Here is a 20,671-nt window from a genome sequence, read left to right as displayed (position 1 = left end):
GTGCCCGCCCCCCGGTTTCGGGTCGGAGCCGCGTGCGGACGGGCCACGCCGCGTTTGCGCCTTTACAATTGAGCGAGACCAACCCACCGCGCTCCGAACGGAGCCCGCCATCCGTGAACGCTCCCCTGCTGTTCCGCCCGACCGCCGACGCCGTCTACGGATTTCCTAACGCTCGACGGCTTGCGTGCGTCGATTCGCCCTATCAGCGTATTGAGGTCTGGGACACGCCACAGCTCGGCCGGCTATTTACGCTCGACGGGCGCCCGATGACCTCGACCGGTGACGAATTTATCTACCATGAGTGCATGGTGCATCCAGCCGCGCTGGCGCATCCTGCGCCGAAAGCGGCGCTGGTGCTGGGTGGCGGCGACGGCGGCGCTGCGCGGCAATTACTGAAACACACCGGCATCGCGCGAATCGTGGTGGCGGAGCTCGATGCCGAAGTCGTGCGCCTGACCCGCGAGTATCTCGCCGACGTGCACGATGGCGCTTTCGACGATCCGCGCGTCGAGCTGGTAATCGGCGATGCCGCGCATTATGTCGCGGGGATCGATGCAAAGGCCGCAGCGCGGTTCGATCTGGTTGCCTTCGACCTGACACCGCCGGATTCACCTGCCGCGGACCTGTACACACCCGACTTTTACCGGCAACTCAAGCGTGTCATGAGTCCGGCCTCAGTTCTCACGCTGCATCTCGGCTCGCCGTACTTCCATGCCGACCGCGTCGCCCGTCTGCTCGGCGATCTGCGCAACGCCTTCGCCGTCGTGCGCACGATGCATACCTTCATCCCGCTCTACGGCTCACTCTGGATGATGGCTAGCGCCAGCGATACGCTCGACCCTGCAGCTCTCACCGCCGAAACACTGACCCAGCGCCTCGCCGCGCGCCAAATCGATTCGCTAAAACACTACGATGCCGCTCTGCATGCCGGACTGTTCTCGGCTTCCCGCTCCGTGCGCGATAAACTAAGTCAATTCTTAAAGCCATCAAGCTAACGCGTGGGCAAAATGCACGGTTCGGTCGGCGCGCGCTATCGGTATATCGATACGCGAGCGCTCACCTGGCCTCGCAACATGCATCCCGCAACCCCAATAGATCCGGAGAACTCCATGACCGCCTCCCGCCCAGCCGGTGTGCCCTGGTTGACCCCCTATCTGACGGTGCGCGACGCACGTGCCGCGACCGCGTTCTTCGAAGCGGCATTCGGCTTCGAGATACGCGATAGCGTTCAGGACGACGGCGTCGTCATGCATGTCGAGATGACCTATCAAGGCCAGCTGATCGTGATGTTCGCGCCGGAAGGCGCGTTCGGCTCGGCGGCGAAAACCCCCAAGAGCGCGGGCGCGATTGCGCCGCAATCGTTTTATGTCTATGTCGACGACGTCGACGCGGTTTACACGCGGGCGCTGGCCGCTGGCGCAAAATCGCTGAGCGAGCCACAGGATCAGTTCTGGGGCGACCGGTTTGCCCAGGTCGAAGATCTGGACGGCTACCGTTGGGCGCTCGCTCGCCACCTTTCCTGAACTAATGAGTATTTTTCTGATGCCTCGCTTCTTCGTCGGTACGCCTCTCAAGCCCGACGACATCATGCCGTTGCCCGATGACGTCACGCGCCACATCCTCGTACTGCGTTTGCAGCCCGGCGATTCGATCGTGCTTTTCAATGGCGAAGGCGGCGAATACAGCGCCGAACTCGTCGAAGTCGAACGCCGCTCGGCCAAAGTGAGAATTCACGAATTCCGCAATATCGAAGTGGAGCCGCCGTATCACCTCACGCTCGCGCAAGGCATTGCCGGCGGCGACAAGATGGACTGGCTCATCGAGAAGGCCGTCGAACTCGGGGCATCGTGTTTCGTGCCGCTGACCACCACGCGCAGCGTCGTGCGTCTTTCCGGCGACCGCGCGCAGCGGCGGCATGTTCACTGGCAGGGCATTGTGCGGGCGTCGTGCGAACAATGCGGGCGCAATCGCCTGCCTGAGGTGATGCCGGTGCGCGAGATCGCCACATGGCTCGGCGCGCCCCCCCGCGCACCGGAAGAAGGCGAGTTGCGCATTCTGCTGTCGCCGCGCGCCAGCATCAGCTTTTCAGCGCTGCCCGCCAATCCGCCGTTTGGGCGCGTAACGGTACTCGTCGGCCCCGAAGGCGGTTTTTCCGCAGCCGAAGAAGCCGCTGCGACCGATCACGGATTTACTGCAGTCGGTCTCGGTCCACGTGTGTTGCGTACGGAAACCGCCGGCATCGCGGTACTCTCGGCATTGGCCGCCCGCTGGGGCGGCTGGTAAGCCAACCCACTGATTTGAAATGCAAAAGAGAAAGGCCCGCCAATTGGCGGGCCTTTCTCTTTTTGGCGGTGATGAGCAATGCTCAACGCATCCGTTAGGCAAACGAATAAAACACCCGGAACGCGACCTTGCGCTCGGCCCAGAACTCGGCCGCCTCGCGAAACACGTCGAGGAGCGTCTCGCGCCCTTCCTTATCGAACTTCTGCGCGACCGGCAACTGCTCGAGCACGATCACGAACCCGGGCTGCGTACCGGCCTTGTGGACCAGATCGGTCAGGCAATCGTAGAGCGCGTCGTAATTCTTGCCGAAATGCTTCGGAAACAGAAACGACGTGGCAATGGTCTCCAGCACTTCCTGTTTGGACTGGGCATTCGCGCAGTACGCATAAAGAAAATGCTGGCCGAGTTGATTGGCCTCGTCAGCGAGATCCTGCACGCGAAACGCGCGGATCGACTGTACGATGTTCGGTCGTACGGTCTTGAAAAGGCTCATGGGCTCCTCGTTCGATGAAAGCACAGTGCTGCCTTCGCTCTGGTTATCCCGGCCCTGGTCGCCGGCGCGCATCCGCATGACGCGCTGGAACAAATTGCCGTCGCCGGCCGCGAAAAGATCCGTCGCGACTCCGGAGTCGTGCGCGTAGACGTTGTCGCTCATGCCGTTCATCCCGATGTCATTCAACAATACGATTAAAACTGGTGTAATGGTCGTCCGAGTAGTAACAGTTGTCGATCCGCTGTAGCGGACCTCCGCAGACGATGCGACGCGCCCCGCGGTTTCTCGAGCGAGGCGTGGGAACGGTGTATTCGTGGTAATAGCCGCGCCGATGCGGCGGTAGCAACCGTTCGCGATTGCCGAATACGATGCCGTCCTTCTCATACGGGTAAGGCCCGCCCGCGGCAATCAAGTTCAATGTATTGACTGCTTCGCGCGGCAACTGCGCCGCGGCGATGGTGCCCTGCACCTGTGCTTGTGTATCGGCGGGTGCCGTGTAGTCGCGCGCAAACGCGCCAGGCACGGAGCCGGATAAAGCGCAGAGCGTCAAAGCACCGATCAGCACGCCTTTAATGCGCTGCCACTTGCGTGCCATGAATCAAGGTTCCCCGCTGTTAGATCACGAGTTTTACGACCATGAAAGTCGTAAGGGTATCGCTAAAACCCCACAGAATCAACGTTCACCAGACCGGCAAACACATCCTATCGCGCGGGAAAGAGCCACGGAACTGGCTTTGACGACTTTTGACAGAATATTTAGCCTATACAAGCTAAAATTAGCTCAATCAAGCAAATACAGGGCAAAACCAGGCGCACACGGCGTCCGTTGCGTGGTTCGTTCTCTGGAGTGAAAGCCTTGCGGTTGCTGCAGCCTCTCAAAGGCTGAATGGTTTCATTCAGCCTTTTTTAGGGTGACTATCCCCTGTTCACCCGCAGGCGTGCCCGTTGCGGGCACGCCTTTTTTTTGCGTGACGCCCACAGTCGGGCGACGCCACGCTTCAGTCCCGGCTCAAGAATCAGCGGGCTGCGATTACGTCAGCCACCAGCAGCGCGGTCATGTTGACGATCCGGCGCACCGTCGCCGAGGCCGTCAGCACGTGCACCGGCTTGGCCGCGCCGAGCAGCATCGGACCAATCGCGATGTTGTTGCCCGCAGCGGTCTTCAGCAGGTTGTACGAGATGTTGGCCGCGTCGATGTTCGGCAGCACCAGCAGGTTCGCGTCGCCTTCGAGCGTCGAGTCGGGCAGCACTTCGCGGCGCAGGTTCGCGTCGAGCGCGAGGTCGCCGTGCATTTCGCCGTCCACTTGCAAGTCCGGCGCGCGCTCGCGCAAGATCGCCAGCGTGTCGCGCATTTTCTGCGCGGTCGGCGCATTGCTCGAGCCGAAGTTCGAATGCGACAGCAGCGCAACCTTCGGCTCGATACCGAAGCGGCGTACTTCTTCAGCCGCCATAATCGTGATCTCGGCCAGTTGCTCCGGCGTCGGGTCGACGTTCACGTGCGTGTCGACGAGGAAAATCTGCCGGTTCGGCAACACCAGCGCGTTCATTGCCGCGTAGACCTTCGCGCCTTCCTTCTTGCCGATCACCTGATCGATGAAGTGCAGGTGGCGATGCGTGGTGGACACCGTGCCGCAGATCATGCCGTCGGCCTCGCCGCGTTCCACCATCATCGCGCCGATCAGCGTGGTGCGGCGGCGCATTTCGAGCTTGGCCATCTGCTCGGTGATGCCCTTGCGCGACATCATCTTGTGATATTGCTGCCAGAAATCGCGGTAACGCTCGTCGTGATCGGTGTTCACGACCGTGTAGTCCTGCCCCGCGACCAGGCGCAGGCCATAACGCGCGATGCGCTGTTCGATCACCGCCGGACGACCGATCAGGATCGGCTTCGCGAGCTTTTCGTCGACGATGATCTGCATGGCGCGCAGCACGCGCTCTTCTTCGCCTTCCGCGAACACAATGCGCTTCTTCTCCGGCTCGACGCCGCGCGCCAGCTGGAAAATCGGCTTCATGGTGGTGCCGCTGTGGTACACGAACTGCTGCAGATGCTGTTCGTACGCTTCCATGTCCTCGATCGGACGCTCGGCAACACCCGAATCCATCGCGGCCTTCGCCACCGCCGGCGCGACCTTGACGATCAGGCGCGGGTCGAACGGCTTCGGAATCAGGTATTCCGGGCCAAACGAGAGATCCTGGATGCCATACGCAGTCGCGACGATATCGCTCTGCTCCTGGCGCGCCAGTTCGGCAATCGCGTTGACCGCGGCGATTTCCATTTCACGCGTGACGGTTGTCGCGCCCGCATCCAGCGCACCGCGGAACAGGAACGGGAACACCAGCACGTTGTTCACCTGGTTCGGGTAGTCCGTGCGGCCCGTGCAAAGCACGGCGTCCGGACGCACTTCGAGCGCCAGTTCCGGCAGGATTTCGGGGGTCGGATTGGCCAGCGCCAGAATCAGCGGCTTGTCGGCCATCTGCTTGACCATGTCCTGCTTGAGCACGCCGCCGGCCGAGAGGCCGAGGAAAATGTCCGCGCCGCCGATCGCCTCGGCGAGCGTGCGAGCGTCGGTTTCGCGTGCGAAGCGTTCCTTGTCCGGGTCCATCAGTTCGACGCGGCCCTTATAGACCACGCCGGCCAGGTCAGTGACGGTGATGTTTTCGAGCGGCAGGCCGATGTCGACCAGCAGGTCCAGACACGCCAGTGCCGCTGCGCCCGCGCCGGACGACACCAGCTTGACGCTCTTGATGTCTTTACCGACCACCTTCAGGCCATTGGTGATAGCCGCCGCGACAACAATCGCCGTGCCATGCTGGTCGTCGTGGAAAACTGGAATCTTCATGCGCTTGCGGCATTCGCGCTCGACGATGAAGCAGTCCGGCGCCTTGATGTCTTCGAGATTGATGCCGCCGAAGGTAGGTTCCAGCGCGGCGATCACGTCGACCAGCTTGTGCGGATCGGACTCGTTCAACTCGATATCGAACACGTCGATGCCGGCGAACTTCTTGAACAGGACGGCCTTGCCTTCCATGACCGGCTTCGACGCGAGCGGTCCGATGTTGCCGAGACCCAGCACGGCGGTGCCGTTCGTGACGACGCCGACCAGGTTGCTGCGCGCGGTGAAACGCGCGGCGTTCAGCGGATTCTCGACAATTTCCTCACACGCGAACGCGACGCCCGGCGAGTACGCCAGCGCGAGGTCGCGCTGGTTGATCATCTGCTTGGTCGGTGCGATCGCGATTTTCCCGGGGGTCGGGAACTCGTGATAATCGAGGGCGGCTTCGCGGAGTTTGCTATTGACGGGAGTCGACATAAGGCGGGCTTCGAAGTGCGGATTAGAATAGACGTTCGACGGCATTGTAGCCCCAATTGCCGGCCCAATTCCTTCAATACGGGTACAACTGCCGCGACTGAAACAGAGTGAAAGGCAAACGTCGCGCGCGGTCGGCTGATTGGCCGTCAAACCCGCGTCGAGTGCGAATAAAGTGTTTACCCGTTCGCGCTTCCGCATAATGCGCGCCGTTAGCAGCTTTTCGTTGCAGTTATCCGTTCATCCATCACCCCATGCTCTCCGAGTTCTCGCTGATCGATCGCTTCTTCGCCCGCCGCGCCGCCGCGGCACCCCGTGCCGATGACGGCTCACTCGGCATCGGCGACGACTGCGCGCTACTCGCGCCGCGGCGGGGGGAAATGCTGGCGATATCGACGGATATGCTGGTGGAAGGCCGTCACTTCTTTCCCGATGTCGATCCCGGGGCGCTCGGTCATAAGGCCCTCGCGGTGAACCTGTCGGACCTGGCCGCGATGGGTGCGAGACCGCAGGCGTTCACACTGGCGTTCTCCTTGCCCAAGGCCGACGAAGTCTGGCTGGCCGCCTTTAGCGAGGGGCTCTTCACTCTGGCCGAGCGCTATGGCTGCACTCTGATCGGCGGCGACACGACCGGTGGCCCATTGAATTTGTGCCTTACCGTGTTCGGCAGCGTGCCGCCGCAAGCCGCGCTGCGCCGCGACGCCGCGCAACCGGGCGACGACATCTGGATCTCCGGCACGCTTGGCGACGCCCGTGCGGGGCTGGGTGTGCAGCGCGGCGAGTGGTCCGCCGATGCCAGCGACACTGCGACGTTTCGTCGCGCCCTCGAACGCCCGGAGCCGCGCATCCGCCTGGGGCTCGCGTTGCGAGGAATCGCACACGCCGCGCTCGATCTGTCAGACGGACTTGCCGGCGACCTGCTGCACATCCTGAAACGCTCGAACGTGCAGGCCACTGTCGACGTCGACGCTGTGCCGAGATCAGACGCGCTGCGCCGCCTCTCGCCCGAAATCCAGCAACGTTGCACGCTAGCCGGCGGCGACGATTACGAACTGTGCTTCACCGCCCCGGCTGCGGCACGCGCCGCGGTCGAATCAGCCGGCCGCGAGGCCGCGATACCGGTCACGCGCATCGGTACAATAAGCGCTCTTCAATCGGCGGCCGACCGCCCGGCGATCGGCTGGCGCAATGCCGCCGGCACGCCGCTCACCCTGACGTTGCAAGGCTTCGACCATTTCCATGCAGACTGATCCCCCGCTGGTGCCCGCTGACGAAGTTATCGGCAATCCGGCGCCCAACGCGTCCGGGCCCCGCGCCCCACGCCCTCAGCCGCGCCGCGCCACCGCGCGCTTCATGCTGTCGCACCCGCTGCACATCCTGTCGCTGGGTTTCGGCAGCGGTTTGTCGCCGGTTGCGCCGGGCACGGTCGGCACGCTGTTCGCATGGGCATCGTTCGCCGTCCTGAGCCGCTACTTGACCGTGGTCGACTGGGGCGTGCTGATCGTCGCCGGTTTTCTCGGCGGCATTGCGATTTGCGGCTTCACCGCCAAAAAGCTCGGCACCGACGATCCGTCGCCGGTCGTCTGGGACGAAATCGTCGCGTTCTGGCTGGTGCTGCTGATGGTCACGCCGGTCACGCTGACCGGGCAGTTCGTCGCGTTCCTCGTGTTCCGTTTCTTCGATATGGTGAAGCCGCCGCCCATCGGCTATTTCGATCGCCGACTGAAAGGTGGCTTTGGCATCATGTTCGATGACCTGGTCGCCGCGTTTTTCACGCTGCTCGTGATTGCGCTCTGGCGCATGTCGGTTTAACCGTTGCCGGTTGGCCAGTGCCGGCCAAGGGCTGCAAGCCGGCAGCCTCTTGCAGCAGTTCCCCGTTTTCCGGATTGATGTCATGCCTACCGATTCCGTGGTTCATCAGCTCGCGATTCGCGTGAGCAACCGTCTGCGTGACGAGCGCCTGATGCTCGTCACCGCCGAATCCTGCACGGGCGGCATGGTGGCAACCGCGATCACCGATATTTCCGGCAGCAGCGGCTGGTTCGAGCGCGGTTTCGTCACGTATTCGAATCAGGCCAAATCCGAGATGATCGGCGTGCCAGCCGAGCTGATCGAAAAGCACGGCGCGGTCAGCGAACAGGTGGCACGCGCGATGGCCGAGGGTGCGCTACGCAACAGCCGCGCGCAGGTGTCGTTGTCGATTACCGGCGTGGCCGGTCCGGGCGGCGGCACAGAAACCAAGCCGGTAGGCATGGTGTCGTTCGGCTGGAGCAATCGGCTGCATACATCCGTGGAAACCAAAGTATTCAAGGGCGACCGCGAGAAGATCCGCGTGCAGGCTGCCGCGCACGCGTTGCGCGGCGTGCTGGCCCTGCTCGACGAACGCGAACATTAACGTCCGGTTCAAACCCTGAGGCGCCATCACGATGCCCGACACGCTGACTTCAACCGCAGCCAAAGACGAACTGATCCGCCGCTTCGATCTGAAGCCGCATCCGGAAGGGGGATTCTTTAGCGAGACGTATCGGTCCGTGGACGCGGTTCTTCGCGATGACGGTTCGACGCAGATGCGCTCGGCGTCCACGGCGATTTACTACCTGCTCTGTGACGGCGCGCATTCGGCGTGGCATCGGATCAAATCCGACGAGGTCTGGCATTTCTACGCCGGCGAGCCGTTGAACGTCCACGTGCTCGACGAAACAGGCTCGCTGATTACACACAAGCTGGGCAATGCGCTAACTCATCCGGATGCCGTGTTTCAAGCGGTGGTGCCCGCAGGCCGGTGGTTTGCCGCGGAATGTGCGGACCCGGCGACGTTCGCGCTGGTGGGCTGCACAGTCGCGCCAGGATTTGAATTCAGCGAATTCGAGCTGGCGGATATTGCAGCGCTGAAGGCGCAACATCCGCGGCATTCGGTGGTTATCGAGCGGCTGGGGCCAGCCGCTCAACCGGTCTGAACAGAAGCGCAAAGCGCTGCACAGCGCCGTCGCTTACCGGAACGTATTGATCCGGTCACGCGTTTCCATCGCCGCTTTCGCCGCGGCCTCAGCGAAATCGTCGTCCTTGCCGGCATAAATAATCGCCCGCGACGAGTTGATCAGCATGCCCGTGCCGTTCGCTGTACGACCGGCATTGACCGTCGCCTGAACATCGCCGCCTTGCGCGCCGATGCCCGGAATCAGCAGCGGCATATCGCCGACGATTCCGCGCACCACTTCGATCTCTTTCGGGAAGGTCGCGCCGACCACGAGACCCAGTTGGCCGCTAGCGTTCCACTTATCCGCCGCCAGTTGCGCAACGACCTGATACAACGGACGTCCGCCCGTCTCCAGAAACTGCAGATCGGAGCCGCCCGGATTCGAGGTCCGGCACAACACGATCACGCCCTTGCCCGCGTGCTCCAGGTACGGCTCGATCGAATCGAAACCCATATACGGATTCACCGTTACGGCATCCGCCCGATAGCGCTCGAACGCCTCGCGCGCATACTGCTCGGCGGTGCTGCCGATGTCGCCACGCTTCGCGTCCAGAATCACCGGCAAGCCCGGGTGGTTCGCATGAATGTGCGCGATCAGTTGCTCGAGTTGATCTTCCGCGCGATGCGCCGCGAAGTACGCGATCTGAGGCTTGAACGACGACGCATACGGCGCGGTGGCGTCGACGATGGTGCGGCAGAAGTCGAAAATTGCCTCGGGACGGCCCGCAAGCGCGCCCGGAAATTTGCTGGGCTCGGGATCGAGGCCGACGCACAGCAGCGAGTTCGTGCGCTGCCAGGCGTCGTTGAGTGTCTGGATGAAATTGGACATAGTGTGTCTCGCGGCGAGCCGATAACGGAAGTGGCGCGTATTTTACCTGTCTCGCGCGCGAGGCCGCGCCGACGCGCCACACCGGCGGGCGCGGCGGACGTGACGGATGCGCGCTGCCGGTCGGCCCTGCCTACTGACTACTGGCGCCGCCGCGATCCACGCGTACCCGGCATCGAGCGCAAACCCGTGCGTTCAACGCTGAAGCGGAACGTGCGCGTCAGACGCTCGCCGCGTTTCAGCATCGTCATGCCGTTCTCGCACGCACCGCCCGCCAGATTCATCGCGTTGATCGGGTGATCCACCGGCTCGAAGCAGAAGAACTCTTCGCCGGGTGGCGTGTAGAGCACATAGTAGTCGGTGTCGGCGGCAATATTCAGCGACAGGCGCCGCTTCGGCCACACCACAGCCGCCTGCCCGCTCCAGCCCGTGAAGGCGTGATTGACGATGGCTTCCGGCAGCGGATACGCCACACCGAATTGCCACGCGGGCGGCGCCGGCACGTGACGCACCGGCAGCCAGTCGTCGCCGGAGAGCCACAAGCCGCCGGCGGCCGCGGACAGTTCGGTGTCCGTGTCGCGCACGAAAAACGGATGCACGCCCAAGCCGAAAGGCAACGCCTCGCGACCGGCATTCTCGATTTCCAGCGTGATGACGAGCGTGGGGCCGTCCAGCGAATAGGTTTGCGTCGCGTGGAATGCGTACGGTTTGCCGTCCTGGCGATCGAGCGTCAGCCGGACATTTTCACGGTCCGCTTCCGCGACCTGCCAGGCAGAGAGCCAACCGTCGCCATGAATCGGCAGCGGTTCGTCGGCGCGATTGTTTGGCACCTCGATACGCCGCCCCGCCACATTGAAATGACCGCCGCCGATCCGGTTCGAATACGGCAGCAACGGATAGCAGGCCAGCTCGTTCGGCTGGGTATCGGCGGCGACATGGCGGCAGCGCCGGAAAATCGGCGTGAGCGCGCCGTCGTTACGCCAATCGAAACGGGTGATGCCGCCGCCGAGCGTCGGCGCGACGTCGAGACGCAGATGCGCGTTGGCAAGCGTAATACATGCAAGTTCGCCGCCGCTTGTCTCACCGACCGCAACCGCCGACGTACTCGGCCCCGGATGCACCGGATTGGCAGCCGCGTTGAGTCGCGCGCGCCGACTCTGGGAAGAAGCGGAAACAGGATTCGCAACAGTCATATCTGGCTCCATCGAGAGGCGTGGGACATTGCCGTCATTGCTGACGGATGCTGTTGGGCGATTTTCTTGAACCGGTCGCCTCTGGGTCCGAACGGCATGCTGCCGATTTGCTGCCACTGGTTTTGCGACATCGACTCCTTGCACTTTCTCAAACACGGCTCGACCACCCTCCGCTGCCGCCTCGACATCGAGGTCGGGCTATTTTGCGCTAGGCAGGCGAGCCTTGAAACACCGGCTCCTGCAAACCCTGTCGCCCAGGCGTTGCGATAAATACTCCGCCCGCGTGAGCATCGGTCGCGAGCGCCACGGCATCGAGATCGATGCGCGCGCTCGTAATGTACAGCGTGTCCAGTTGCGCGGCGTGTCCAGCGGGAAGTCCGCTCGGAGGACCGCCAAACGCGATGCAGCTCGGTTGCGCAGTCGGTACGTCGACGCGTTCGGTTTCCACGCCGTCGGGTCCATATCGCACCACTCGCCTGCCGCCCCATTGCGCATTCCACAGACCGCCGTCACCGTCGACGGTCGAACCGTCGGGTTCGCCGGTTGTGTCCGTCAATGTCGTGAAGACGCGATCGTTGGCGATGCTGCCGTCCGCGCGATAGTCGCAAACGCGAATTTCACGCGTTGGCGAATCGCAGTAATACATCGTCGCACCGTCAGGACTGAACGCGATGCTGTTCGAGATCGCCGGCGCAGGTAACGGCAACCGCTCCAGCGACAAATCGTGATTCAGACGATAAAACCCGCCGAGCGCCCGCAGCGGAGAGCCTTCGTCCTTTGTGCCGAAGACGAAACGGCCCTGACGGTCGCAACGGCCGTCGTTCACGCGCGTATTCAAATCCGCTTCGACGTCGACGATATGCTGCGTCACACCTGTTGCCAGATCGAAGAACGCCAGATGCGTCGCCAATCCGAGCAGCAGGTAGCGGGGGTCGGCACACAACGCAAACGTGCCAAGACGCTCGGACATGAGCCAGGACGTGCTTTGTCCGTCGCTCGGGTCATAGCGCCACAAACGCGCGCCTTCGATATCGGTCCAGTAGAAGCGGCCTGTTCTGGCGCACCACGTCGCGCCTTCGCCGAGCGTGCATTGCGTATCGAGCAGCAACGCCGCGCGAGGCGCCGGCTGAACTGTACGCGGCCCCGCACTCACGCCCAGCCTCCGTCGACAATGAGGTCCTGCGCGGTGATCATACGGCTGTCGTCCGCGGCGAGGAAAAGCGCCATGCGCGCGAGATCGGCGGGCAGCAGTTCAGCGTCGATGCACTGACCTTCCTTGATCGAACGACGGCCTGCGTCATCGAGCCACAAACGCTTCTGCTTTTCCGTCATCACCCAACCCGGCACCAGCGTATTGACGCGAATGTTGAAGTGACCGAGGTCGCGCGCGAGGCCGCGCGTCAAACCCTGCACCGCCGATTTCGACATCACATACACCGGATAGCCGCCGTTCTTCAGCATCCAGCTGATCGAGCCGAGGTTGATGATCGAGCCGCTGTTGGCGGCTTTCATATCGTCCATCACCGCTTGCGCCGCGAAAAACTGGTGACGAATATTTACCGCGATGCCGGCGTCGAAAGACTCACGCGTCACTTCACCGATCGTGTGGCGCTTGTCGTTTGCCGCGTTGTTCACCAGCACCTGAATCGGGCCGAGCGCGGCCTTCACGTCGGCAATCGCTTTTTGCAGTGCGTCGATATCGGTCAGATCGCACGGCAAAAACATGGGCTTATGTTTCGAATCGCCGAGTTCATCGGCGAGCGCTTCACCCGCGCTCGCATCGATATCGAAGAACGCGACGCGCGCGCCCTGGGCCGCGAAATGTTCGACGAACGATGCGCCGATACCGGTCGCACCACCCGTAATCAGTACGATTCGGTCGACGAGACTCGGATAGCGGGCAAACGCGCTGTCCGCGAGGCGGTCGTTTGCATTGGCCGGAGACGACATCGTTCGATTCCTTATAGAGCAAAGTAAGTGAGTCGCGAGTTGAGCGCGGGTTGGGCCCCGGGTTTAATCTCGCGAACCGCGGTTCTTCAACTGATCGAGCAGCACGGCGGCGAGCAGAATCGCGCCGCGCACGAGGTACTGGTAGAACGCGTCGATGTTCATCAGGTTCATCACGTTCTCGACCGTGCCCATGATCAGCACGCCGATCACGACACCGGAAATCGTCGCGCGACCGCCGAGCAGCGACACGCCGCCCAGCACGCAAGCCGAAATCACGTTCAGTTCGAAACCTTCCGCCGCGTTCGGCTGACCCGACGTAATCCGCGAAGCCAGAATCACACCCGCCAACGCGGTAACAGCCCCCTGAATCAGGAAGATATAAACGCGCGTGCGTTCGACGTTGATACCGGCGAGACGCGAAGCTTCCGGATTGCCGCCAATAGCCAGCGTGTTACGGCCATACACGGTCTGATTGAGCATCACGCCGAACACGATAAAGCACAGCAACGTGACCCAGATCGGCAGCGACACGCCGAAGAAGCTCAGGCCGCCCAGCGCGATAAAGGTATCCGACGACACGCCCACGGCTTGCCCGTGCGACACGATAAAGCCGAGACCGCGGACGATTTCCATCGTCGCGAGCGTCGTGATCAGCGCGTTGATGCGCAGATAAGCGATCACCGCGCCGTTGACGAAACCGATCACCGCGCCCGCTGCCACCGCCGCGATGATCGCGATGAAAGTGTTACCGGTCGCGTTCAGGACCATCGCACACAGCACGCCCGCGAAGGCGACCGTCGAACCCACCGACAGGTCGAAATCGCGCGAGGCCAGACAGAACATCATCGTGCACGCGACCATGCCGATCTGCGAAATCGACAGCGCGAGACCGAGCATGTTCTCGATCGAGAAGAAGTGATCGACCGTCAGCGACATCGTGACGAACATCACGACGAAGATCAGGATCAGGCTGTACTCGGTGATCTGCTGCCACCATTTCGCCTTGTCGTTCGACTGCGGGATCAGCGCTTCAGCCGCGCCTTTGGCGGCTTGTTGCGCGAGGTTTTCTCTGGCTTGCATTTGAAGACTCCTCCCGTTCCCCACGGGTTGCCGGACTTTCGTCCAAGTAATGTTCAGGCCGCTTGCTCGGTGGCTGCGGTTCCGGGCATGGCGGTCGAGCTCTGCGGCAACGCGAGGCTCAACACCGTTTGTTCCGTTGCTTCCTTGCGCGACAGCTCGCCGGAAATGCGGCCCTGACGCATCACGACGATCCGGTCGGACACACCGAGCACTTCCGGCAGTTCAGACGAAATCATCACGATCGCGCAGCCGCGTTCCGCAAGCTGATAAATCACGTTATAGATCTCATGCTTCGCACCCACATCGATTCCGCGGGTCGGCTCGTCGAGAATCACCACCTTCAGATCGGGCTCGGCCAACCAGCGCGACAGAATCGCCTTCTGCTGATTGCCGCCCGACAGAAAGCGAATCTTCTGGCGGCGGCTCGGCGTCTTGATCTTCAGAAGCTTGATGAAACGGTCCGCGGTTTCCGCTTCCTTCTTGCGGTCGAGGAACATCCCCGCCCGCAGATAGTGACGGCGGCAACTGATATTGATGTTCTCCGACACGGTCGCCATCGCGACGATGCCCTCTTCCTTGCGGTCTTCAGGGCACAGCACGATGCCATGCCGGATCGCCTCGCCCGCGCTGCGCACCTTGATCGGCTTGCCGTCGAGCACGATTTCGCCAGCCTTCTTGTGGTCGGCGCCGTACACCAGGTGCATCAGCTCGCTACGGCCCGCGCCCACCAGACCGAAGAAACCGACGATCTCGCCGCGCCGCACTTCGAAGCTGGCCGGCTGCGCGAGCGCATGGCCTTCGATCGCTTTCGCCGAGAAGCGCACTTCGCCCAGCGGACGCGCCGAATAGTTGTAGATATCGGAAATTTCACGCCCGACCATTTCGCTCACGATGGTGTCGCGCGACACGCCTTCGAGCGTCGGATGCGAGGCGATCTTGCGGCCGTCGCGGAAAATCGTGCAGGCATCGCACAGCTCGTAAATCTCGTCCATGCGGTGCGAGATGTAGATCATCGCGCGGTTGTCGGCGCGCAGGTCGCGCACCAGCTTGAACAGCACCTCGGTCTCGCGATGCGACAGCGAGCTGGTCGGTTCATCCAGCGCAATCACGCGCGCGTTACGCAGCAAGGCCTTGCAGATTTCGACCATTTGCCGCTGTGCGATCGAGAGCTTTCTCAGCTTCGCGTTCGGATCGAGCGCCACGCCCATCGCTTCGAGACGTTCTTTGACGAAGCGCTTGGCTTCACGCTTGTTGACCCAGCCGAGCGAGTTCGGCAGTTGGCCCAACAGCAGGTTTTCCGCGACCGTCAGATCGGGCACGTATTGCAGTTCCTGGTGAATCACCGCGATCCCCGCCCCGATCGACGCCGCCGCGCTCGTAAAGCGCACCTCATTGCCGTCGATCATCACGCGACCGGAGTCGGGCTGATATTCACCGCCGAGAATCTTCAGCAGGGTCGATTTCCCTGCGCCGTTTTCGCCCATCAGGCCGTGCACCTGGCCGACGTTGACGTCGAAGGACACTCCGTCAAGCGCGCGCACGCCTGGAAAGACTTTGCCGATATTGTCAAAACGTAGCGTCGCTGACACTTCGCCTCCTATGTCGACGGAAGTTAGCGTTCTAACGCTTACTGCCGTCCCATTGCTTCATATGAACCGTGCTTCTTCAGGTGCCTCATGGACACCAAGCGTGGTCTGTCTCAACTACTCGTCTTTTATTACTGTCGGTGATGGCTGCCGATGCGCCCAATCCCTGGAGAATGACGCACCGGCAGTTCACTTCATTGCACTGCGTTACAACCAATGCTTACTTCGATGCAAGGCCCATCTTCTCGCGTACTTCACCCACGTTGTCACGCGTGGCCAGCATGCCGGTCGTCAGCGTGAGCATCGGCGGCTCCTTGCCTTGCGTGATCCAGTCGTACATCAGCGTGGAGGTTTCTTCGCCGTGACGCTTCGGGCTGATGATGACCGTGCCGTAGAAGCCGGTCGGCGACGGCTTCTTGAACTCGTTCAAAGCCGAGTCCGAGCCGCCGATACCGATACCGATCATGTTGTCGGCCTTGAAGCCACGGCCTTCCGCTGCGCGCACCGCGCCGAGCACGGCCTCGTCGTTCAGACCGTAAGCGACCCAGTGCTTGAACTGCGGGTTCTTGGTGAACGCGATATTGGCGGCGTTGAAGGCGTTTTCCGTGTCGGTCTTCGCTTGCGGCGCTTCGATCACGTTGGCCTTCGGGAAACCAGCGGCGACGAGCGCGTCGGTTGCACCGGTGGTGCGATCCACTGCGGTCGGCAACTGGTTGTAGGTCACGTCGATCGCGCCCACGTCTTTCATGTCCCAGCCGCGCTTCTTGATTTCCGCAGCCAGACCGTCGCCCACCTGCTTGCCGATGTTGTACGCCGAGATGCCCATATGCGGCACCGATGCGATCGGCTTGCCGGCGCCGTCGACGAGGCGGTCGTCGACCGTCATCATCTTCAGGCCGTCGGCTTTCGCCTTGGCGACGATGCCCGGTCCGAGCTTGACGTCAGGCGTGCAGATCACAAAGCCTTGCGCTTTCTGAGCCGCCAGGTTGTCGATAGCGCTCATCACCTTCTCACCCGACGGCGCGCCGATCTTCACCAGCGTGAAGCCCTTTTGCTTGGCGGCGATTTCGGCGAACTTCCACTCGTCCTGGAACCACGGTTCTTCCGGCTGCTTCACGAGGAAGCCAATCTTCACCGGATCGGCAGCCTGCGCGACCGGTGCGTTGAAGAGCACACCCGCCGCCGCTGCTGCCAGCGTGAGGAAAATTCTTCGTTTCATAATGCGTGTCTCCTGACTAATTGATAACGAGAAGGTATCGGCCGCGTCTTCTTGTACCGGTTGTGACACACGCGGCCAGCGCGTCGTCCGGTGAAACTTTTCAGTCGTGATACAGCGCCGAGCGCCCGCCATCCACGGTGATGCAGGTAGCGTTGATGAACGGTGCTTCGTCCGAGGCGAGAAACACCGCCGTCATCGCCACTTCTTCCGGGCGGCCGATGCGCTTCATCGGTTGCAGATCGAGCGTTGCCTGTTTCGCGGCGGCCGGATCGGCTTGTTCGTTCCACCAGTCATGCGTCAGTTGCGTCTCGATGTAGCCCGGCGCGATTGCGTTGACCCGCACATTGCGTGGCGCGTACTCGATGCCGAGCGCGCGCGTCAAACCGATTACGCCGTGCTTCGCGACCGGGTACGGAAAGCATCCCGGAATGATCTTGAATGCATGCGTCGACGCGATATTCACGATGCTGCCCGCGCCGCGTTCGACCATGCCCGGCAACACCGCGCGACAGCCGTTCCATACGCCGTCGAGATCGACCGCGAAGCAGCGGCGCCAATCGTCGTCGGTCATTGTCAGCGGATCGCAGAACACGTTGATGCCGGCGTTGTTGACCAGCACGTCGAGCGCGCCGAACGTACGTTCCGCCTCGCTCACCGCGTGCTGAACCGACGCCGATTGCGTCACGTCCGTATGCACGGCCAGCGCACGCGCACCGGTTTGCGACTTGATCTGCTCCGCCGTCTGCCGCGCCGTTTCGATATCCAGCTCCGCCAGTACGACCGCCGCGCCCTCGCGCGCGAACGCGAATGCGATCGCCGCGCCGATGCCGCGCCCGGCACCGGTGATCAACGCAACCTTGTCGGCGAGCCGCTTCATTTCTTCGCGCCTGCGCGAGCGATGCGCAATCCGTTGATAAACGCTTTCGCATGCGAGGCAGTCACCGCCGCGCTCTGGCCCGGCTTATACAGCGCCGAGCCGAGGCCGAAACCGTTCGCGCCGGCACTCAAAAACGGCCCCATGTTGTCCGGCGTGATTCCGCCGACGGGCACCAGCGGCACCTGCGCCGCGATCACCGCGCGCCACGCCTTCACGACCTGGCAGCCGAGTTGTTCCGCAGGGAACATCTTCAGCACGTCCGCGCCGTTTTTCAGCGCGAGAAAGGCTTCGTTCGGCGTGGCCACGCCCGGCGCGCACGCCATGCCCTGCGCCTTCGCGGCGCTGACGACTTCCGGATCGCTATGCGGCATCACGATCAGCTCGCCGCCGGCGGATTTGACGTCGGTGACAAAACCCGGATGCAGCACCGTGCCGGCGCCGACGATCGCATCGGCCGGCAAGGTCTTGCGGATCGCCGCGATGCTGTCGAACGGTTGCGGCGAATTCAACGGCACTTCGACGATGCGAAAACCCGCTTCGTACAGCGCCTGAGCGTGCTCGGCGGCATCGGCGGGCGTCACGCCGCGCATGATCGCGATCAGCGGACAGACCTCGAACGCCGCGATCAGACCCGCGTGCGGCATGTACGGGGCGGGCAGATTGATGTGAGGTTGCATGTCGGTTCCTTGTTTCGTGAGCGGCGGCGCTACCAGTTAGCCCGCGTGCGCCGCTTGGGGCGTCGGATTGACGAGCCCCGCCTGGGTCGCGACGCGCCACAGGCCGCGTTCGGTGGCGTACTTCACCAGCTCCGCGTGAGGGCAGCCGAATTGTGCGAGTGCGACGCGATAGCGCTCGCACAACGCCTCGTTGCCGATCAGGCGCAACTGCTGCCCGGCGAGCGAGTTGTGCTGTTGCGCGAGCACGGCTTCGAGGCCGGCCAGTTCGTGCCCGATCAGCAGGCCCGATAGATAGTCCGGCTGCTGTTCGCGCGAAAGCTGTCCAGTGAGCCCGAGCGTGCGGGCGCTGAATACGGTAGCCAGCAGGCCCGCCTGACCTTTGTCGCGGGCGATCTTCACGCCATGCAGGAATGCATCGGTATCCGGACGATCTGGCGTATCCATCGTGCGGCCGAGGATGGTGTGCTCGCGCAGTGCTGCGAACACTTCACCGGTCATGAAGGTATGAAAACGTTCGATGCGGCCTGCCTGCACGACGGCCCACTTCGCGTGGGTGCCAGGCAAGCCGATCAGCGCGCGCTTACCGCTGTCCGCGCCGCCCGAGTCCTGACCGAGCGCCCCGAAGATCTGGGTTTCCTCGCCGCGCATTACATTCGGCAGGTCGCCGCGCTGCAGGACGCCCGGCACAATGTGCAGCGTCACGCCGCCCGCGGCTTTGACACGGACGATGCCGGCCACCAGCGCATCGGCATTTGCCGGTGCGTCGACATACGGAGCCTCGACCCAGCCTTGCGCGCTGCCGACCATGCCTGCGGCGATCACCGCCGCACCGGGTGCCTGCTCGAGCCACGCGCCGCACGCGTCATCGAAGGCGGCGTCGAAGCCACCCTGTTCCGCGCTGCGCGGCAGATTCATGATGCCGGCCGTCGAGGCCCGGGTTGCCAGTACGTTACCGGCTGCGTCGTACAGATACGCGCGCAACGACGTCGTACCCCAATCGAGCGCGATCAGCGCGGCGTGTTGGAGCCTGGCGTCGGCGGCCGCGGTGCCGTTCACCGGATCGAGCGCCTGCGTTTGAGAACCCGCTTGCTTCATCGTTTGATCCTGCGCGTTGCCGGTTGCGGCGCACGCCAGCCGAGTTCTTCCGAGATCGCGCGCGCTTCGCGCTGCACGACCGGGATCAGTTCATCCATGCGTTCGAGCGACATATACGGAATCGTGCTCGCCACCGACAGCGCCGCCACCACCGAGCCCGATGCGTCGCGCACCGGCGCTGCGACGCAACGGATCGATGCTTCGTTTTCTTCGAGGTCGAAGGTATAGCCGCCGGCAGCGTAGCTGGTCATGCGCTGCATGAAGGTTGGCGCGTCGGGGCGGTTATCCGGCTTGAAACTGACGCCGGCGAGCGCGCGCCGCGATGCTTCGAAAAGCGACTGCCACACATCCGGCGTGAGGTCGAGCATCATGGCTTTGCCGATACCCGTCGACGCCAGCGGCATCCGGTGACCGACGCGCGAGCGCATTTCGAGGCCACGGGTGCCGGGGATTTTGTCGATGTACAGCACGTCGTCGCCGTCGCGCACGCCTAGGTGGATCGTGTCGAGTGTCTGCTCAGCGAGCGATTCGAGATGGGGACGCGCGACTGCGGTGAGCGGCATCTGTTCGAGCGCGATGGTGCCGAGTTCGATCAGCTTCGGGCCGAGCAGATAGCCGCCTTGCACCTGGCGGAGATAGCGCGCCTGCACGAGGCTGCTCACCAGCCGATGCGTGGTGCTGCGCGTCGTGCCGAGTGCGGCGCCGAAGGTGCGCAGATCGCGTACGCCGGCGGCGGCGGCTTCCAGAATCGCGAGGCCGCGCAACAGCGTTTGGGTACCGGCTTGTTGCGGTGTGACGTCGAGCAGCGTGCTCGGCAACGCGATTTCGTCGACCACGGCCGGTTGCGCGCCGGCGCGCGGGGCTTTGGCGGCATGAACCTGCTGTGGCGTTGCACGGGTCGCGTGATTGGCTGACGGCGCCAGCTCGGCTTCGGACGCGCTCGCGGCGTGAGTGGGCATCGCTTTATTCATGGCGATTGGCTTTTCGATGGTTTTTTGCGCTTACAGCGCGGGACCGGAGAGGAGGCCTGTTTTGCTCGCAGTTTTGTTCGCGGCACAGGGCGGGTAGCCGGTGGCGCGGACATGCGGGTGCTGCCTTTGGGTCTTG

The 20,671-nt window shown here is 63.0% G+C and carries 21 protein-coding genes; 7 read left to right on the top strand and 14 right to left on the bottom strand.

The annotated features are described in order from the left end of the window. Window positions 1-113: 113 nt before the first annotated feature. The 3 genes from speE (at window position 114) to HWX91_RS14945 (ending at window position 2,283) form a co-directional block, all read left to right on the top strand. A complete protein-coding gene (gene speE, locus HWX91_RS14955) occupies window positions 114-995 on the top strand; it encodes a polyamine aminopropyltransferase (RefSeq protein ID WP_028196423.1) in 882 nt (293 codons plus the stop codon). A 114-nt stretch (window positions 996-1,109) separates the two neighbouring features. Next, window positions 1,110-1,523, top strand: coding sequence for a VOC family protein (locus HWX91_RS14950; RefSeq protein WP_028196424.1), 414 nt, complete (start codon window positions 1,110-1,112; stop codon window positions 1,521-1,523). Between the two features lie 19 nt (window positions 1,524-1,542). Continuing rightward, window positions 1,543-2,283, top strand: coding sequence for a 16S rRNA (uracil(1498)-N(3))-methyltransferase (locus HWX91_RS14945; RefSeq protein ID WP_028196425.1), 741 nt, complete (start codon window positions 1,543-1,545; stop codon window positions 2,281-2,283). A 94-nt stretch (window positions 2,284-2,377) separates the two neighbouring features. On the opposite strand, the gene HWX91_RS14940 is transcribed toward HWX91_RS14945, so the two are convergent. From HWX91_RS14940 to HWX91_RS14930, 3 genes are all read right to left on the bottom strand, one after another. Continuing rightward, window positions 2,378-2,938 (bottom strand): barstar family protein, encoded by a 561-nt coding sequence (locus HWX91_RS14940; protein WP_028196426.1) that lies wholly within the window; start codon window positions 2,936-2,938, stop codon window positions 2,378-2,380. Between the two features lie 16 nt (window positions 2,939-2,954). Next, window positions 2,955-3,371: a ribonuclease gene (locus HWX91_RS14935; protein WP_028196427.1), complete on the bottom strand. Its 417-nt coding sequence runs from the start codon at window positions 3,369-3,371 to the stop codon at window positions 2,955-2,957. A 421-nt stretch (window positions 3,372-3,792) separates the two neighbouring features. After that, a complete protein-coding gene (locus HWX91_RS14930; RefSeq protein ID WP_028196428.1) occupies window positions 3,793-6,132 on the bottom strand; it encodes an NADP-dependent malic enzyme in 2,340 nt (779 codons plus the stop codon). A 206-nt stretch (window positions 6,133-6,338) separates the two neighbouring features. Between HWX91_RS14930 and thiL the strand changes: the two genes are divergently transcribed. The 4 genes from thiL (at window position 6,339) to HWX91_RS14910 (ending at window position 9,041) form a co-directional block, all read left to right on the top strand. After that, a complete protein-coding gene (gene thiL / locus HWX91_RS14925) occupies window positions 6,339-7,334 on the top strand; it encodes a thiamine-phosphate kinase (RefSeq protein ID WP_028196429.1) in 996 nt (331 codons plus the stop codon). Continuing rightward, complete coding sequence (locus HWX91_RS14920) at window positions 7,324-7,896, top strand: phosphatidylglycerophosphatase A family protein (protein ID WP_028196430.1); 573 nt, start codon at window positions 7,324-7,326, stop codon at window positions 7,894-7,896. Before thiL ends, HWX91_RS14920 begins: the two co-directional genes overlap by 11 nt. Window positions 7,897-7,978: 82 nt before the next feature. After that, window positions 7,979-8,479 (top strand): CinA family protein, encoded by a 501-nt coding sequence (locus tag HWX91_RS14915; protein WP_028196431.1) that lies wholly within the window; start codon window positions 7,979-7,981, stop codon window positions 8,477-8,479. A 31-nt stretch (window positions 8,480-8,510) separates the two neighbouring features. Continuing rightward, a complete protein-coding gene (locus HWX91_RS14910) occupies window positions 8,511-9,041 on the top strand; it encodes a cupin domain-containing protein (RefSeq protein WP_028196432.1) in 531 nt (176 codons plus the stop codon). A 33-nt stretch (window positions 9,042-9,074) separates the two neighbouring features. Here the strand turns inward: HWX91_RS14910 and pyrF are convergent, their stop codons facing one another. From pyrF to HWX91_RS14855, 11 genes are all read right to left on the bottom strand, one after another. Continuing rightward, the gene (gene pyrF, locus HWX91_RS14905) at window positions 9,075-9,890 is read right to left on the bottom strand and encodes an orotidine-5'-phosphate decarboxylase (RefSeq protein WP_028196433.1); all 816 of its coding nucleotides are present in this window, start codon (window positions 9,888-9,890) and stop codon (window positions 9,075-9,077) included. 137 nt (window positions 9,891-10,027) lie between these two features. Beyond that, complete coding sequence (locus HWX91_RS14900) at window positions 10,028-11,080, bottom strand: aldose 1-epimerase (RefSeq protein ID WP_028196434.1); 1,053 nt, start codon at window positions 11,078-11,080, stop codon at window positions 10,028-10,030. Between the two features lie 208 nt (window positions 11,081-11,288). After that, on the bottom strand, window positions 11,289-12,233 hold the full coding sequence (locus HWX91_RS14895) for an SMP-30/gluconolactonase/LRE family protein (RefSeq protein ID WP_028196435.1): 945 nt from the start codon (window positions 12,231-12,233) through the stop codon (window positions 11,289-11,291). Then, window positions 12,230-13,030: an SDR family NAD(P)-dependent oxidoreductase gene (locus HWX91_RS14890; RefSeq protein WP_028196436.1), complete on the bottom strand. Its 801-nt coding sequence runs from the start codon at window positions 13,028-13,030 to the stop codon at window positions 12,230-12,232. Before HWX91_RS14890 ends, HWX91_RS14895 begins: the two co-directional genes overlap by 4 nt. A 63-nt stretch (window positions 13,031-13,093) precedes the next feature. Continuing rightward, a complete protein-coding gene (gene araH, locus HWX91_RS14885) occupies window positions 13,094-14,110 on the bottom strand; it encodes an L-arabinose ABC transporter permease AraH (protein ID WP_028196437.1) in 1,017 nt (338 codons plus the stop codon). A 53-nt stretch (window positions 14,111-14,163) separates the two neighbouring features. Then, complete coding sequence (gene araG, locus HWX91_RS14880) at window positions 14,164-15,699, bottom strand: L-arabinose ABC transporter ATP-binding protein AraG (RefSeq protein WP_028196438.1); 1,536 nt, start codon at window positions 15,697-15,699, stop codon at window positions 14,164-14,166. A 217-nt stretch (window positions 15,700-15,916) separates the two neighbouring features. After that, window positions 15,917-16,915 carry an arabinose ABC transporter substrate-binding protein gene (locus HWX91_RS14875; RefSeq protein ID WP_028196439.1) on the bottom strand — a complete coding sequence of 333 codons (999 nt, stop codon included), beginning with the start codon at window positions 16,913-16,915 and terminating at the stop codon, window positions 15,917-15,919. Window positions 16,916-17,015: 100 nt separating this feature from the next. Next, window positions 17,016-17,792, bottom strand: a complete 777-nt coding sequence (locus tag HWX91_RS14870; protein ID WP_028196440.1) for an SDR family oxidoreductase — start codon at window positions 17,790-17,792, stop codon at window positions 17,016-17,018. Next, complete coding sequence (locus HWX91_RS14865; protein ID WP_028196441.1) at window positions 17,789-18,469, bottom strand: 2-dehydro-3-deoxy-6-phosphogalactonate aldolase; 681 nt, start codon at window positions 18,467-18,469, stop codon at window positions 17,789-17,791. The genes HWX91_RS14870 and HWX91_RS14865 overlap by 4 nt, the downstream gene beginning before the upstream one ends. Before the next feature lie 36 nt (window positions 18,470-18,505). Beyond that, entirely contained in the window at window positions 18,506-19,564 is a 1,059-nt protein-coding gene (locus tag HWX91_RS14860; RefSeq protein WP_028196442.1) for a 2-dehydro-3-deoxygalactonokinase, read from the bottom strand. Then, window positions 19,561-20,535, bottom strand: coding sequence for an IclR family transcriptional regulator (locus tag HWX91_RS14855; RefSeq protein WP_028196443.1), 975 nt, complete (start codon window positions 20,533-20,535; stop codon window positions 19,561-19,563). Before HWX91_RS14855 ends, HWX91_RS14860 begins: the two co-directional genes overlap by 4 nt. Between the last annotated feature and the right edge of the window lie 136 nt (window positions 20,536-20,671).

The organism is Paraburkholderia fungorum (assembly GCF_902833645.1).
Lineage (GTDB): Bacteria > Pseudomonadota > Gammaproteobacteria > Burkholderiales > Burkholderiaceae > Paraburkholderia > Paraburkholderia fungorum.
Note: the sequence above shows the minus strand (reverse complement) of the source record. Positions and strands in the feature narration are given on the sequence as shown.